Raw genomic sequence first — 14,935 nt, 5'->3', positions numbered from 1 at the left:
GTTGTGCTCATGAGCGCGGAACTGACGCTAGGCGCAGAAGAAGAGCTTCACCTCATCGACCTCGATTCGTGGCGCCTCTCGGCCTCGGCGCCGCGGTTACTGGAGACGCTGCCGAGCGAAAGCTACGCCGCCGAACTGCAGCGCACCACCGTCGAGACCAACAGCCGCGTTGTGCACACGCTGGGCGAGTTGCGAAACGAACTGGTGCGGCTGCGACAGGGCGTGATGGATGCCGCGGGCGCGCTTGGGGTGGGGATCGCGGCAGTCGGCACGGCCCCGCGCTCCGAGATCTCCGACTTCGAGCTCACCTCGTCGCAGCGCTTCGGCGCCATGCAAGAGAAGTACCGGCTGCTTGTCGACGAGCAGCTGATCTGCGGTTTCCAGGTGCACGTGGGAGTCTCCGACCGAGATCTCGCCATTCAGCTCGCGCAGCGTGTGGCCGAGCATCTGCCCGTTCTGCTGGCCCTGTCGGCCAGTTCACCGTTCTGGAACGGACACGACACCGGCTATGCGAGCGTGCGGAGCCTCGTGTGGCAACGCTGGCCGAGCGCCGGGGCTACCGGCCCGCTCGAATCTGCCGCCGAGTACGACGAACTCATTGCCGACCTGATCAGCACCGGTGTTATCGCCGACGACGGCATGGCCTACTTCGACATCCGGCCGTCGGCCCACGCACCCACACTCGAGTTGCGCGTATGCGACGCGCTCCCGCTCGTCGACGACGCGGTGCTCATCGCCGGGCTGTTCAGAGCGGCCGTGCGCACCGCCGAGATCGACATCGAGAACGGCGTTCCGCTGCGGCCTCGGCGAGCGCCGGTGCAGCGGGCAGCGCTCTGGCAGGCTGCACGCACAGGACTCTCGGCAGAGCTGCTCAGCGCCGGTGCACGACCGCATCCCATCGACGCAGGCGACGCGGTTCGCGGCCTGATCGAAAGCCTCCGACCCGCGCTCGACGAATTCGGCGACTACGCCGAGGTGCAGGCTCTGGCGGAGGACGCTCTCGCTCGAGGCAACTCGTCAGACAGGCAGCGCGCGGCGTTCGCGCGCACGCAGGAACTCGATGACGTCGTGAGGCTCGTTGTCGCTGAGACCCAATCGATCGGAGCACGCCCGTGACCACGAACCCGCGCCGCGCTATCGGCTACACCACCGAGCTCGTCGTTGGCGCCGTGGCACTCCGAAGCTGGACTGTCGCGCTGCAGACTCCGCCCACCGAGTTCTACCCGCGCTTCGGCCCGCTGCCCGCCGTCATCGGGGTGGTGGGGCAGCCCAAAACCTGGGACGTCGTGGGCTACACGCGCACCCTTCGGCTCTCGGACGGCGGCACCGTCGTCGAGACAATCACGCAGAGCGAGCCAGGCGCGTTCTTCGCCTACGATCTGAGCCGGTTCACGGGCATCCTCGGTCGGCTCGTGAGCGGGGGACGCGCGGAATGGACGTTCACCCCGGCCGGCCCCGCCGGCTCCGATGCGTCGGGTGGACCCGGTGGCTCGAGCCCGCACGCCGAATCGGCGACCACGAACATCCGTTGGCAGTATCGGTTCTTTCCGCTGCCGGGCCGGGCGTTCGTCGTGCGCGCCATCGTGGGACTGTTCTGGGCGCCCTACATGAAGCGTGTACTCAGTGTGATCGCGGCGGCTGCCGAGGCACGGGGAAGCAGGCCTCACGACTGAGCCAGGCCGGGGCTCGTGCGTGGGATCGCCTCGAGCAGTGCGCGCGTGTACGGATGCGCAGGGCGCGCGAAGATCTGATCGACCGTGCCGCTCTCGACGAGCTTTCCCCGCTGCAGCACCGTCACCGTGTCGGCGAGCTGTCTGACCAGCGCCAGGTCGTGCGAGACGAGCAGGTAGGAGAGGCCCTGCTCTCGCTGCAGACGCGACAACAGCTCGAGGATGCCGGCCTGCACGCTCACGTCGAGGGCCGACGTCGGTTCGTCGAGCACCAGAACATCCGGCCGCACGATGAGTGCCCGGGCGATGGCGACGCGCTGCCGTTGACCGCCCGAGAGCTGGCCCGGTCGGCGTGACAGCACGGATGCCGGCAGGCCGACCTCCTCGATCGTCTGCTCCACGAGACGGGCGCGTCCGGCCCGTTCCCCGACCTTGAAGCGGTCGAGCGGTTCCCGCACGATCCGGCCCACCCGCCAGGTGGGATCGAGCGACGTGAACGGGTTCTGGTAGACGAGCTGCAGGTGGCGCCGCAGACCGCGCAGTCCTGCCGACGTCTGCCCGTGCACCTGCGTGCCCGCCACCTCGATCCGTCCGGCATCCGGCTGTTCGAGGCCCAGCAGAAGGCGCACGGCCGTGGTCTTGCCCGACCCCGATTCGCCGACGAGTGCATGGGTCGTTCCTCTCGCGACCGTGAACGAGACGCCGTCGAGCGCGGTCACGTCGACGTCGCCCGCGCGGAAACGTTTGGTGGCGGCGTGAACCTCGACCGCGGGCAGGGCGGCGGGCGGGGTGGTGCCGGATGCCGCGCCGCGCTGGCTCCGGTATCGGTCGGGGTTGAGGGCGGGCACGTCGGCGTGTAACTGCCGCGCGTACGCCGACGTCGGGGTCGAGAAGACCTGGCTCGACGATCCGCTCTCCTCGACGATCCCGTTCTTCAGCACCACGATCGATTCCGCTCGCTCGGCGGCGACCGCGAGGTCGTGCGTGATGAGCAGCAGACTGATGCCCAGGTCTCGGCGCAGCTCGGAGAGCAGGTCGAGGATCAGCTTCTGGATCGTCACGTCGAGCGCCGAGGTGGGCTCGTCCGCGACGATGAGCGCCGGCCTCGGCAGCACGGTCAGTCCGATGAGAACGCGCTGCAACATGCCGCCGGAGAGCTGATGGGGATACGAGGCGTAGACCCTCTCGGGGTCGGGAAGGCCGACCCTCTCGAAAACCGACAGGATGTCTCGGCGCCGGACCCGCGCATCCGATTCGCCCGCGAGCGCGGCGGCCTCGTGGGCCTGCGAGCCGATGGTGCGCACCGGGTTCAAAGCCGATGAGGGATCCTGCGGAATGTAGCCCAGAAGGCGACCGCGCAGGGGCCTGAATTGCCGCTCGGGCAGGCCGAACAGCTCGCGGCCGTCGAGGTTCACGCTTCCGCTTACCGTGCTCTCGCCCGTCGGAAGCAGGCGCAGGATGCTCTTCGCCACCGTCGACTTGCCCGAGCCCGATTCGCCGATCAGCGCCAGGCTCTGCCCGCGTTCGAGGGTGAATCCCACGTCGTGCACGACGGACGCGTCTCCGTAGGAGACCGACAGGCCCTCGACACTGAGCAGGGGGTGCCCCTCGGGCCTCGTGGACGGGAGGGGACGGTCGGCGATCAGAGCCTCGCGCGTGGTCTCGATCGATACGGTCATTGCGTTCTCCTCAACCAGGTACTGATGCGGTTCACGGACAGCACGGTGATCACGATCACCAGCGCGGGAGCGTAGATGAGCCACGGTGCGGTCGCGTACGACTTGCCCGAGGCCACGAGCAGTCCCCAATCGGATGCCGGTGGTGGGTCTCCGTAGCCGAGGAACGCGAGCGACGCGATCACCAGGATCGAGGTTCCGAACTGGAGCACGGCCAGCGCGATCACCGACTTGTAGGTGTTGGGAAGGATGTGCCCGAGCAGCGCGTGGAGCCTGTTGCCGCCCTGCAGGTAGGAGGCCTCGACGAACACCGATCCGCGCGCCCGCAGAACCTCGGCACGCATCAGCCGGGCGAAGATGGCGATGGCCGAGACTCCGGTCGCGATCGCCGCGTTGATCGTCTGGAAGCCGAGAGAACTGACGATGACGACGGCCAGGAGGAAGCTCGGGATGGCGAGCAGCACGTCGACGACTCGTCCGAGCACCACGTCGACCGCCCCGCGAAGAAATCCGCTCGCCAGGCCGATGATGCTGCCGACGACGAGCCCGATCGACACGGCCACGAGTGCGCTGGTCACCGACGATGCCGTTCCGTGCACAACCCGGGCGAACACATCACGCCCGAGGTGATCGGTGCCGAACCAGTGAGCACCGCTCGGCGCCATCAGCTTCTCCGCCGTATCACCGACCGACGGGTCGTACGAGGTGAACAGCCAGGGCACCAGCGACCACAGCAGCACAATGATGATGACGACCGCAGCGATCGCCACCGTCGGCGGCACACGAACGGCCGAACGGCCCGCGGCACGGATCCGCTCCGTCGGCGCCACGAGTCCTGTCAGGCTGGTCATACGGGCACCACGACCTTTCGTTCGGACTTCGCGTCTCGTTCGGACTTCGCGTCGAGCCTCGGATCCAGCAGCGGCGACGCGAGGTCGGCGAGCAGGTTCACCGTGACGAAGACGACAGCGGCCAGCGACACCACGGCCTGCAGCACCGGCACGTCCTGGCTCGTGACCGCTTTCTGCACGACCGTGCCGAGACCGTCACGACCGAAGATCGTCTCGGTGATCACGGCCCCTCCGAGCAGTTCGCCCACGATGAGGGCGATCATCGCCACGGCGGGAAGCATCGAGGGCTTGACCAGGTGCCGAGCGAAGAGCCGCGCCTGACTCAACCCGCGGGAGCGCGCCACGAGGGCGTACTCCTGCCGGGACTCGTGGTCGAGATTGGCGATGAGCACCTCCGCCAGCGGCGCCGATACAGGGATGGCGAGGGTCAGGGCGGCGAACAGGGTCGCCGCGGCGCTGTCGGGGTCGATCGTGGTGAAGGCATGGAGCCGGAAGGCGAAGATCTCGATCAGGATGAGGCCGACGACGAAGTTGGGAACCGACAGGAAGAGCGAGGGCACCGATCGCAGCACTCCTCGCGCCCACCGACTCGGCAGGTACTGCACGCCGTATGCGATCACCACGGCGATCGCCACCGACAGCAGCAGCGCGGTGCCCGCCAGCGTCAGCGTCGAAGGAAGCGCGTCGCCCAGCAGTTGTGACACCGGCAGGTTCGATTGCAGCGAGAACCCCAGGTCGCCGGTGACGAATCGACCGAGCGACAGGATCAGCTGGATGACGACGGGCTTGTCGAGTCCATAGTGCGCGACGATCTGCTGGATCTCGTCGTCGGTGAGGCCGTTCTGCGGATCGCGCAGCATGTTGGTGATCGGATCACCGGGCAGCACGCTGATGACCAGGAAGGTTCCAATGTAGGCCAGCAGGATGACGACCACGGCTTGCGCTGCTCGCAGCAGCGCGTATCGCCCGTACGACCTGCTCACGGTGCTATCCAGGCGGTCGCGAAGTTGGCGTAGGCAAGACCGTTGAAGGTCACGCCCTTGACCTTCGGCGACAGCAGGTAGAGGCGCTGCACCAGCTGAACGGTCGGAATGGAGTACCCCTGATCGAGCACGTATTGCTGCAGGTCGTCGACGAGCGCCTGTCGCGAGTCGCGATCCGTGGCCGTGGCGATTCCGTTCGCCAGCTCGTTCAGCTTCTCGTCGCTCGTTCCGGTGCTGAACCAGTCCTCACCCTTGTTCTGGCTGGTCAGAACTCCCGCGACAGTGCCGACATCGACGAAGCTCCGCGACGTCTGGAACAGCGGAGGCTTGGCTGCAATGATCGCCGCGTAGCCCGACACGTCGACGACGTTCAGGTTCACCTTGATGCCGATGCGCTTCAGCTGCTGGGCGATGAGCTCGTCCTCCGCCTGAGTCGACGGAACGTAGGGGTTGGGGGTCACGGTGAACTCGAGCGTGGTGCCGTCTTTCGACCGGTATCCGTCGGAGCCGAGTACCCACCCGGCCTCGTCGAGCAGCTTCTCCGCCTTGTCGGGGTCGTACGAGAGCAGCTCGCTGTAGTCACCGGCCTCGGGGACGTTGCTCTGGAGGAACGACGTGGCCACGTCCCACTTGTCGGTGTACACGGTGTCGACGATGTCCTGGCGATCGATGCCGTGCTGGATGGCCTGCCGGACGGCGAGCTCGTTCGTGGGAGCGACGCTGGTGTTGACCTGGAACCCGTCGGTGAAGCCCAGGTAGCGAGGGGTATCGACGACGAACCCCTGGTCTGTGAGCGACTCGATCTCCTGCGGTTCGATGTTGTAGGCAACATCGGCCTGACCGGACGCCACGGTCGACGTGCGCACCGACGTGTCCTTGATCACCTTGTAGGTGATGGTGTCGAGATACGCGGCGCCGCTGTGGCCGGTCGCCCCCGGTCCCCAGTCGTAGTCGGGCCGCTTCTCGAGAACATAGCTGTCGCCCTGCGTGAACGACTTCACGGTGAAAGGCCCGCTGCCGATCTGCTTCGCGAGATCGGCCTGGTCGTCGATGGGCAGGGCCAGGGTCGCGGGTGAGAGCAGGATCGTGCCGTGATAGGCCAGCGTCGGGATGAAACTCAGCGCCGGCGAGGTGAAGAAGACGTGCACGGTGGAGCTGTCCGTCGCCTCCGCGTGGTCGAAGTTGCCGGAGGGGAAGAGACCCACTTTGCTGATGCCACGGTCGGGATCGCCCTTGGCCCAGATGTTGATGTTGTCGACGACGGCGGCCGCATCGAGCGGGCTTCCGTCGGAGAAGGTGACTCCCTCTTTGAGGTGCAGGACGAACTCGGTGGCTCCGTTCAGCTCCTCCCAGCTGGTGGCGATCCACGGACTCAGGGTTCCCTGTTCGTCGACATAGATCAGCTTGTCGGTGATCTCGCCCCACAGGTTGCCCTCGTAGCTCGAGATCGATGTCTTGCTCGACACCCAACCCGCGTCATAGCCCTGAATCAGGAACGTCAGGTTGCCGCCCTCGACCGGAGTCGAGTCGGAGGATGCCTGACCGGGGGTTGTGCCCGCGGCGCACGCCACGAGAAGTGCCGTCGTCGCGGCAACGGCGATGACGGCACTAGCCGCCCGCCGCACTGTCGTCGAGATCGTCATGGTGTTTCTCTTTCTGCTGAATAGGTGCACGAGGGGGCGACTCAGATGGCCTTGCCGGGATTGAACAGATGTTGGGGATCGACGGCGGCCTTGATGGCGCGCTGCGCTTCGATCGAGCGCTGTGAGAGTTCTAGAGCGGCCCACTCACGCTTGAGCGTGCCGATTCCGTGCTCGCCCGATACGGTGCCACCGAGTGCCAGTGCAACGCGAACGAGCTCAGTGGCCGCCTCTGCAAGCGACTCCGGAACGACTGCGGGGTCGTCGCCCGGCTTGATCTCCTGTGTGATCAACGGGTGCAGATTTCCGTCTCCCGCGTGAGAGACGGCCGAGATCTCGACCCCGAACCGGGCCTCGAGGGCGGCGAAGGAACGATAGACCGCCGGAAGCGCCGACTTGGGAACCGCGATGTCCTCGCCGATGAACCGGCGCGAGGCGGGCAGACCCCGACCGTACCGGCGCAGCTCCCAGAGCGCCGCGCTGTCTTCGTCCGACTCGACGGCGACGCGCGCACCGACTCTCGTGAGAGCATCCTCGAGGTCTGCGGCCTGCTCGTCGATGCCGTAGCCGTCGAGCTCTATCAGGATGAGCGATTCGCCCCGTTCTCGGAGCCGGGTGCCCGAGTGCCCATCGATACCTTCGAGGCTGACCCGGTCGAAGAACTCGATGATGGCCGGCCGCACGGGCGAGAGGGTGATCGCGCCCAGACCCTCGGCACCGGATGCCGTGCTGTCGAAGAACGCGGTGAGGGTGCGGCGGGCGACGGGAAGAGGACGCAGCCGGAGGGTGGCGCGCACCACGATGCCCAGCACGCCCTCCGACCCTACGAAGAGCGATGTCAGGTCGAGCCCGGTCACCCCCTTGATGGAGCGATGGCCGACGCTGATGAGGCTGCCGTCGGCCAGCACAACGTCGAGGGCCAGCACCGACTCGCGGGTCACCCCGTACTTGGCGCAGCGCAGGCCCCCGGCGTTCGTGGCGATGTTTCCGCCGATCGACGAGATCTCGAAGCTGGCCGGATCGGGAGCATAGAACAGCCCGAACTCGCGCAGATGCGCATTGAGGTCTCCATTGATGACGCCCGGTTCGACGACTGCCACCTCGTCGAGCGGCGAGACCTCCACGATGCGGTTCAGCCGCTCGGTCGAGATGACGAGCTGGTCGTCGGCCGCGCTCGCTCCGCCAGCCAGTCCGGTTCCTGCACCCCGAGCGACGACGGTGACGCCGAATTCGGCTGCGAGCCGCACAAGAGTCTGCACCTCGTCGGCGGAAGTCGGGAACGCCACCGCTGGACCCGGGCGGCCGTCAGGCACAGCATCCGGCCGCGGCGCGGTCGCATAGTCATACCGATAGGCCGCAGTGTCGGTGGATGCCGGACGCACCTCGATCTGCGGGTGTCGGTTCTGCACGGCGCTCGTCAGGGCGCCGGCAGGGCTGATCGTCGCGGTCGTCTCGGTTGTTCTCATCGTGGATCGGTCCATTCCTCGTCAGGAGACCGATACTGATGGAACGACGACCGCGGCGGCGGCCCAGCGCGTAACTTTTAGACGCCGACGTAACACAACGTCAGCTAATTTCGACTTGCCCGCCGGCTGTGTAAAGTTCTTCGCCGGTTCAGCGGGGCCGGGCGGCCATGCTCCTGCGGGTTACCCGCCCAGCGTCTTCTCAAGCTGAGACAGCACGCCCCGCGCAGCCGTAGGCCCCACGTTCAGGTAGAACACGTCGTCGTCGACCGAGACAGCGTGCTCGTTGTCGACCGCGGCCAGGGTGGGCCACAGCGGCAGTGACGTCAGTTGGGTGTCGTCGCCACCCTGCACTCCATAGAAGATGAAGTCGGCGTCGGCCTGGTCGAGCTGCTCCGAACTGATGTCAACGGACGTGTCGTCAGTGAACTGCTGACTCTCGGGGCGGGCGAGCCCCGCGTCTTCTGCGACAGAGCCACTGAACGAGGCGACACCGAAGACCCGCGTACGGTCAGCGCTCTTCCGCAGGAACGAGACGGTGGGCGCTCCCTTGACTGTCGCGCCGAAGGCCTGGGCGTCGCCCTGGTAGTCGTCGAGCCACTGCGCGGCCTGTTGGGTCTTGCCGATAGCGTCGGCGAGCAGAAGGAAGTCCTGCTTCCAATACAGACCCGTTCCCTGGGTTACGACGGTCGGCGCGATGGCGCTCAAACTCGAGTACAGCGCCGTCGCATCCTTGCCGGCACTGCTCATCACGATCAGGTCGGGGGCCAGGTTCGCGATCGTCTCGACGTTCGGCTCGAAGCGGCTGCCCACGTAGGTGACTGCGTCGAGCGCGGCCTTGTCATCGGGAAATGCCGTGTAGAGGTATGACGGAATCATGTCGGCCCCATCGCCCGAGGTCGAGCCTGTGGGAACCACTCCGAGTGTGAGCAGCGCGTCGGCCTGGCCGGTCGAGATCACGACCACCTTCTTCGGCGCGGCGTCGAGAGTCGTCGACCCGGCAAAGTGCACAACAGTGCGCGGAAAGACCCCATCGGCTGCCCCGCTGCCCTTACCCTCGGGCATGGTGCGCGGAGTTACATAGTTGGCCGGATGCGCGTCGGACGTGGGTGGCGCCGTTGCGGCCGGCGACGTGGCGGAGCATCCGGCGAGAAGGAGGGCGGCAAGGGACATGGCGACGAGCGAGGTTCGCTTCTTCAATTCGGCAGTAAACACCAACCAAGCATAGGCTTACCTAAGTGGGCGTTTACATGACAAAGCGATCGCGCCGCATCCGGCTGGCTGCCGCCGTCATCGTCGGCGTAGCCGTGATCATTATCTTCACCCTTCTCAGCCTGGCGATCGGTTCGAAGAATCTGAACATAGGGGAGGTCTGGAACGGCCTGCTCGCCGCCGATGGCTCTCGTGAGTCGATCATCGTCTGGCAGCTGCGCATGCCACGAACCCTCCTTGCGATCGTGGCGGGCGCGGCCCTCGCCGTCTCGGGCGTGCTTATGCAGGCCCTGACACGCAACCCTCTCGCCGAGCCGGGACTGCTCGGTGTCAACGCCGGGGCAGCGTTCTCTGTGGTCATCGCGATTTCGGTGTTCGGCGTCACTCGCAGCGACGAGTATCTGTGGTTCGCCTTTCTCGGAGCCGGTGCCGCCGCCGTCTTCGTCTACCTCATCAGCATTCGTCGCACCCAGGCCAGCGACCATGCCCGGCTGGTTCTCGCGGGGGTCGCACTCACCGCCAGCCTTGGAGCATGCACCCGCATCATCACCCTGTTCGACGCGACCGCCTTCGACTCGTACCGCTTCTGGGTGATCGGCTCCGTCGCCAATCGCGGTTTCGACACGGTCTTCTCCGTTCTGCCGTTCATAGCGGCGGGCCTCGTGCTCGCGTTTCTCTGCGGCCCATCGCTCAATGCCCTGGCTCTCGGCGACGAGCAGGCGGTCTCGCTCGGTGTGCCGGTGACGGCTGTGCGCGTCGTTGTGATCGCCACGATCACCCTGCTCTGCGGCGCGGCCACCGCGGCTGCCGGCCCGATCGCTTTCGTGGGGCTCGTGGTTCCGCACGTACTGCGACTGATTGCGGGCGTCGACCAGCGCATCATTCTCGTGCTCTCCGCTCTGGTCGGCCCGTCGCTCGTGCTGGCGGCGGATGTGATCGGGCGGCTCATCGCCCAGCCATCCGAACTCGAGGTGGGCGTCGTCACGGCCTTCATCGGCGCCCCCGTTCTCATCGCTCTGCTGCTTCGACGGAGACCCGCATGACCGGCTTCGGTGGGCGATCCCTGCCGCGCGGATATTCTCGGCTCCGGATGCCGGGCGGCACCGCACTGCTGGTGCACCGCCGCTCCGCCATCATCGCCGCGGCACTGCTTCTCGTGGCTCTGGCAGTGGCCGCCGTCGAGATCGCGACGGGTGACTACACCATCACCCCGGCCGGTGCTCTGAACGCCCTCGTCGGCGGCGGATCCGATCTCGATCGCTTCATCGTGGTCGACCAGCGGTTGCCACGCGCGGCCGCAGCACTTCTTGTGGGTGCCGCGCTCGGCGCATCCGGTGCCATCTTTCAGAGCGTGTCGCGCAACCCGCTGGGCAGCCCCGACATCATCGGGTTCACCACGGGCGCGGCCACGGGCGGACTCACCGTGATCCTGCTCGTGGGGGCGTCGACCGCCACCACGATTCTGGTGGGCACCCTCGTGGGCGGCTTCGCGACCGCTGCCGTTGTCATCGCGCTAGCACTGCGTCGGAGCGCGACTGGAGACCGCCTCGTGCTCTCGGGCATCGCCGTGGCCGCCATGCTGGCTGCTACGAACGACTACCTCGTGAGCCGCGCCGACATTGAGAACGCCGAGGTGGCGAAGGCCTGGCAGTATGGCAGCCTCAACGCGATCTCGTGGCCGCCGCTGCTGCCACTCGCGGTCGTGCTGATGCTCGCGCTGCCGGCGGCGCTTCTCGCCTCGCGCTCTCTGCGCATCCTCGAGCTCGGCGACGATACGGCCGCCGCCGTGGGCGTACAGGTGGTGCGCGCCCGCACCGTCGCCCTGGCTCTGGGCGTCTGCCTCGCGGCTATCGCCGTGGCCACGGCAGGCCCGATCGGGTTTCTCGCGCTCGCCGCACCTCAGCTCGCCCGTCGCATCGCACGGTCGCCGGGAGTCACCGTGCTCGCTTCAGCGGCAATGGGTGCCGCACTCCTCGTGAGCGCCGATCTGCTGGCGCAGCGACTGCTGTCGCCGTTCCAGATTCCCGTCGGGCTGGTCACCGCAGCCATCGGCGGGGCCTATCTGGTGTGGATGCTGACGCTGGCTCCCGCTGTCGGGTCACGGCCTTCGCGAGCGGGCCGCCCCGAAATCCGCGCGAAATGAGGCGAGCTATAGCGTAGGCAACAAGACGAAGGCGGGTGCCAGATGCGCGAACTCACTCACAGCTCGGTTGTGCAGCAAGCGGAGTGGGCGGCGTCGGGCGAGGTCAGCGCACGGGAGCTCGTCGAGCACTCGCTCGAAGTCATCGACTCCCGCAATTCGTCGCTCAACGCCGTCGCCACGATCATGGCCGACGAGGCCCGCCTGCGCGCCGACGCACTCGATGCCCAGCGCCGCAGCTCCTCCGATCTCGGTCCGCTGCACGGCGTGCCCATGGTCGTCAAAGAAGAGAACGACATCGCCGGAATCCCCACGCGGTACGGCAGCGCGGCGTACTCGACGCCCGCCCTCGCAGACAGCGAAGTGGTTCGCAGGCTCCGCGCGGCCGGCGCGGTCCTCATCGGCACGACCCGCATGCCCGAGTTCGGAATCTGGCCTTTCACCGAAAGCGAAGCCTTCGGGATGACTCGTAATCCGTGGAATCTCGACAGGTCGCCAGCCGGATCGAGCGGTGGCACGGCGGCGGCCGTGGCATCCGGCATAGTGGCCGCCGGCATCGGCGGCGATGGCGGCGGCTCAATTCGGCTGCCCGCCAGCTGGTGCGGGCTGTTCGGACTCAAGGCGCAACGCGGCTCTTCTGGCGAGGCTCGGCCACGAGATCATCGAGGCAGACCCCGCTTACCCCAAGCTGAGCGTGCCGTTCCAGCTTCAGCTGAGCGGTGGCATCGCAGATGAGGCGGCCCGCGCCGACGAGCCCCGACGTCTGGAGTCTCGGACCAGGAACCTGTTACGCGTTGGTCGCCCGCTGCGTCGGCTCGGAGGCTGGGCAGAGCGAACCGCCTCTCGGCTGGGCGAGCCGTTTCTTGATGAGTTGTTCGGCAGGGTAGACCTTCTGCTGACTCCCACCACGCCCACCGCCGCCTTGCCGATCGGCCAGCTGCAGGATGCCGGGGCACTTACAGCTGTAAGACGTGCCACGCCTGTGAGCTCTTACACCTCGGTGTGGAACGTTCTCGGCAATCCGGCCGCCGCCGTGCCCGCCGGGTTCAGCGCCGACGGAATGCCCCTCAGCGTGCAGGTGATCGGGCCGCCGAATGGTGAGCTCTCGGTGCTCACCCTGAGCGCCCAGCTCGAACGCGGCCAACCGTGGGCCGATTCTCTCCCCCTGGCAGGCTGACCCACCTTCGAGACGACCTCGGCCGGACTTCTCGGAGCTGGCTTCGCCTCTTACAATTCGAAGACCGCATCGCACGAGAAGCACCTCAGATCTTAGGAGCACACCAGTGAGCGACTACGCCGTCATCAACCCCGCGACCGGAGAGACTCTCCGCGACTATCCGACGATCACTGACGAGGAGCTTCGGCAGGCGATCGCGTCGGCTTCGGCAGCGCACGAGGAATGGTCTCGTCGCGTTCCGGTCAACGAGCGGGCTGCACTGGTGGCACGCGTCGCAGCGCTTCACACCGAGCGTCGTGAGCAACTGGCCCAGATCGCTGTGCGCGAGATGGGCAAGACCCTGGAGCAGGCGCTCGGCGAGGTCGATTTCGCAGCCGCGATCTACCAGTACTACGCCGACAACGGCGAGGCTTTCTCCGCCGACGAGCCGATCGAGCTATCCGACGGCACCGGTTCGGCCTTCGTGCGCCGCGCGTCGCTCGGCGTGCTGCTCGGCATCATGCCGTGGAACTTCCCGTACTACCAGGTGGCCCGCTTCGCCGGCCCGAACGTGGTCAACGGCAATACCATCCTGCTCAAGCACGCACCACAATGCCCGGAGTCGGCGGCGGCGATCGCGCAGATCTTCGACGACGCCGAAGCCGAGCTGGGCGCTCACGACTCGGTCTACGTGAACATCTTCGCGACCAACGACCAGATCGCGACCGTCATTGCCGACCCGCGCGTGCAGGGCGTCTCGGTCACCGGATCAGAGCGCGCCGGCTCGGCCGTCGCAGAGCTGGCCGGCAAACACCTCAAGAAGGTCGTCCTCGAGCTCGGTGGCTCCGACCCGTTCATCCTGCTCTCCACCGACGACCTCGACGCAGCCGTTCACGACGCGGTCAATGCGCGCCTCGACAACAACGGCCAGTCGTGCAACGCGGCCAAGCGGTTCATCATCATCGACGAGTTGTATGACGCCTTCGCGGAGAAGTTCACGTCTGCATTCACCGCGAACCAACCCGCCGACCCGATGGCCGACAGCACCCAGCTCGGCCCCCTGTCATCCGAGGCCGCAACCGAACGGCTCACCGAGCAGTTGGAGCGGGCACAAGCGCAGGGTGCGACGATCCTCGCGTCGGGTGAACCCGACGGCAACTTCTTTCCGCCCGCCGTGCTCGCAGATGTGACGCCGCAGATGGACGCGTTCCACGAAGAGTTCTTCGGACCGGTCGCAGCCCTGTATCGCGCATCGTCAGAAGAGGAGGCCGTCAGGCTGGCGAACGACACCCCGTTCGGGCTCGGCTCCTACGTGTACACGACCGATCAGGAGCAGGCGCTACGCGTCGCAGACGCCATCGATGCCGGCATGGTGTGGATCAACCTCGTGCTGGGCGACGCCGCCGAGCTGCCGTTCGGCGGCGTGAAGCGCTCCGGCACCGGCCGCGAGATGGGCCGCCTCGCCATGGACGAGTTCGTGAACAAGAAGCTCATCCGCATCGCGTAGAGCGGTCACGTGCGTGCAAGCCGTTCCCTTAATCGTCACGCGGTGTTCGAACCCGGATCTGTAATCTAGATCCGTGAGTGCGAAAAACGAACCAATATCGGCGCGCGCCTGCGCCATCCTGAGCATTGCCATCGCCGCGTTTTCGATCTATCTCGTCGCATCGACGGCACAAAAGGGCGGGTCGTGGACATTCTCCGTACTCGCCTGTTTCGTTCCCCTGCTCTTCGCAGCACAGGGCTTCAGGATGAGCCGCCTGCCCGGAGCCAAGTGGCCTACATTCAGCCTGATCGGCTCCATCGTTGGCGCCGTGCTGGGCCTGGTGTCGTTCGGTGGTTTCGCCTGGCTGCTGACCGTGTCGACGAGCGCATAGCTGTCCCTTGCCATTCAACCTGACCAATTGCCATTCAATTTGTCCGGTGGAACTGTCTAGATTCCTGGCATTTCATGATCGGTCGAATAAACGACGCCGCTCGAGTTGTGGCAACTAACTTGTCCAAAAGGAAAAACGCGAAACGATACCAAGCGCAGTGCGTGCGCACTTCCTGGGACACCTCATACCGTCGGAAGTGGGCGGCGGCCGATCAAAGTCTTGCTCGACCGGACACAGAGTCGCGCCCGGGAGTCAGCCGACAGGTCC

Annotated in this window: 14 protein-coding genes; 8 read left to right on the top strand and 6 right to left on the bottom strand. The window is 66.6% G+C overall.

Features of this window, described 5'->3' with window-relative positions; translation table 11 throughout:
- Window positions 1-9: 9 nt before the first annotated feature.
- Both TZ00_RS13535 and TZ00_RS13530 read left to right on the top strand, forming a co-directional pair.
- The gene (locus tag TZ00_RS13535; RefSeq protein WP_044442474.1) at window positions 10-1,116 is read left to right on the top strand and encodes a carboxylate-amine ligase; all 1,107 of its coding nucleotides are present in this window, start codon (window positions 10-12) and stop codon (window positions 1,114-1,116) included.
- Entirely contained in the window at window positions 1,113-1,673 is a 561-nt protein-coding gene (locus TZ00_RS13530) for an SRPBCC family protein (RefSeq protein ID WP_052521582.1), read from the top strand. Before TZ00_RS13535 ends, TZ00_RS13530 begins: the two co-directional genes overlap by 4 nt.
- On the opposite strand, the gene TZ00_RS13525 is transcribed toward TZ00_RS13530, so the two are convergent.
- The 6 genes from TZ00_RS13525 to TZ00_RS13500 form a co-directional block, all read right to left on the bottom strand.
- Entirely contained in the window at window positions 1,664-3,349 is a 1,686-nt protein-coding gene (locus TZ00_RS13525; RefSeq protein ID WP_052521581.1) for a dipeptide ABC transporter ATP-binding protein, read from the bottom strand. The two genes, TZ00_RS13530 and TZ00_RS13525, sit on opposite strands and share 10 nt — an antisense overlap.
- Window positions 3,346-4,197 (bottom strand): ABC transporter permease, encoded by an 852-nt coding sequence (locus TZ00_RS13520; protein ID WP_044442472.1) that lies wholly within the window; start codon window positions 4,195-4,197, stop codon window positions 3,346-3,348. Before TZ00_RS13520 ends, TZ00_RS13525 begins: the two co-directional genes overlap by 4 nt.
- Window positions 4,194-5,180, bottom strand: coding sequence for an ABC transporter permease (locus TZ00_RS13515; protein ID WP_044442470.1), 987 nt, complete (start codon window positions 5,178-5,180; stop codon window positions 4,194-4,196). Before TZ00_RS13515 ends, TZ00_RS13520 begins: the two co-directional genes overlap by 4 nt.
- Complete coding sequence (locus TZ00_RS13510; RefSeq protein ID WP_044442469.1) at window positions 5,177-6,823, bottom strand: ABC transporter substrate-binding protein; 1,647 nt, start codon at window positions 6,821-6,823, stop codon at window positions 5,177-5,179. Before TZ00_RS13510 ends, TZ00_RS13515 begins: the two co-directional genes overlap by 4 nt.
- A gap of 41 nt (window positions 6,824-6,864) precedes the next feature.
- Window positions 6,865-8,286, bottom strand: a complete 1,422-nt coding sequence (locus TZ00_RS13505) for an FAD-binding oxidoreductase (protein WP_044442740.1) — start codon at window positions 8,284-8,286, stop codon at window positions 6,865-6,867.
- Window positions 8,287-8,466: 180 nt separating this feature from the next.
- Window positions 8,467-9,483, bottom strand: a complete 1,017-nt coding sequence (locus tag TZ00_RS13500) for an ABC transporter substrate-binding protein (RefSeq protein WP_238579691.1) — start codon at window positions 9,481-9,483, stop codon at window positions 8,467-8,469.
- A gap of 50 nt (window positions 9,484-9,533) precedes the next feature.
- Between TZ00_RS13500 and TZ00_RS13495 the strand changes: the two genes are divergently transcribed.
- The 6 genes from TZ00_RS13495 (at window position 9,534) to TZ00_RS13475 (ending at window position 14,668) form a co-directional block, all read left to right on the top strand.
- A complete protein-coding gene (locus TZ00_RS13495; RefSeq protein ID WP_052521580.1) occupies window positions 9,534-10,538 on the top strand; it encodes a FecCD family ABC transporter permease in 1,005 nt (334 codons plus the stop codon).
- Window positions 10,535-11,638, top strand: a complete 1,104-nt coding sequence (locus TZ00_RS13490) for a FecCD family ABC transporter permease (RefSeq protein ID WP_044442465.1) — start codon at window positions 10,535-10,537, stop codon at window positions 11,636-11,638. Before TZ00_RS13495 ends, TZ00_RS13490 begins: the two co-directional genes overlap by 4 nt.
- 42 nt (window positions 11,639-11,680) lie before the next feature.
- On the top strand, window positions 11,681-12,370 hold the full coding sequence (locus TZ00_RS19775) for an amidase (protein WP_052521579.1): 690 nt from the start codon (window positions 11,681-11,683) through the stop codon (window positions 12,368-12,370).
- Window positions 12,330-12,812, top strand: a complete 483-nt coding sequence (locus TZ00_RS19770; RefSeq protein ID WP_052521578.1) for an amidase family protein — start codon at window positions 12,330-12,332, stop codon at window positions 12,810-12,812. Before TZ00_RS19775 ends, TZ00_RS19770 begins: the two co-directional genes overlap by 41 nt.
- A 106-nt stretch (window positions 12,813-12,918) precedes the next feature.
- The gene (locus tag TZ00_RS13480) at window positions 12,919-14,298 is read left to right on the top strand and encodes an NAD-dependent succinate-semialdehyde dehydrogenase (protein ID WP_044442463.1); all 1,380 of its coding nucleotides are present in this window, start codon (window positions 12,919-12,921) and stop codon (window positions 14,296-14,298) included.
- A gap of 73 nt (window positions 14,299-14,371) precedes the next feature.
- The gene (locus TZ00_RS13475; RefSeq protein WP_044442462.1) at window positions 14,372-14,668 is read left to right on the top strand and encodes a hypothetical protein; all 297 of its coding nucleotides are present in this window, start codon (window positions 14,372-14,374) and stop codon (window positions 14,666-14,668) included.
- Window positions 14,669-14,935 lie beyond the last annotated feature (267 nt).

It is taken from the genome of Agreia bicolorata, assembly GCF_000938265.1.
GTDB lineage: Bacteria > Actinomycetota > Actinomycetes > Actinomycetales > Microbacteriaceae > Agreia > Agreia bicolorata.
Note: the sequence above shows the minus strand (reverse complement) of the source record. Positions and strands in the feature narration are given on the sequence as shown.

Excerpts from the sequence above, each read along its gene's own strand:
- TZ00_RS19775 (WP_052521579.1), top strand. The coding sequence starts at position 11,681 with ATGCGCGAACTCACTCACAGCTCGGTTGTGCAGCAAGCGGAGTGGGCG.
- TZ00_RS13505 (WP_044442740.1), bottom strand. The coding sequence starts at position 8,286 with ATGAGAACAACCGAGACGACCGCGACGATCAGCCCTGCCGGCGCCCTG.
- TZ00_RS13490 (WP_044442465.1), top strand. The coding sequence starts at position 10,535 with ATGACCGGCTTCGGTGGGCGATCCCTGCCGCGCGGATATTCTCGGCTC.
- TZ00_RS13495 (WP_052521580.1), top strand. The coding sequence starts at position 9,534 with ATGACAAAGCGATCGCGCCGCATCCGGCTGGCTGCCGCCGTCATCGTC.
- TZ00_RS13535 (WP_044442474.1), top strand. The coding sequence starts at position 10 with ATGAGCGCGGAACTGACGCTAGGCGCAGAAGAAGAGCTTCACCTCATC.
- TZ00_RS13520 (WP_044442472.1), bottom strand. The coding sequence starts at position 4,197 with ATGACCAGCCTGACAGGACTCGTGGCGCCGACGGAGCGGATCCGTGCC.
- TZ00_RS13525 (WP_052521581.1), bottom strand. The coding sequence starts at position 3,349 with ATGACCGTATCGATCGAGACCACGCGCGAGGCTCTGATCGCCGACCGT.
- TZ00_RS13510 (WP_044442469.1), bottom strand. The coding sequence starts at position 6,823 with ATGACGATCTCGACGACAGTGCGGCGGGCGGCTAGTGCCGTCATCGCC.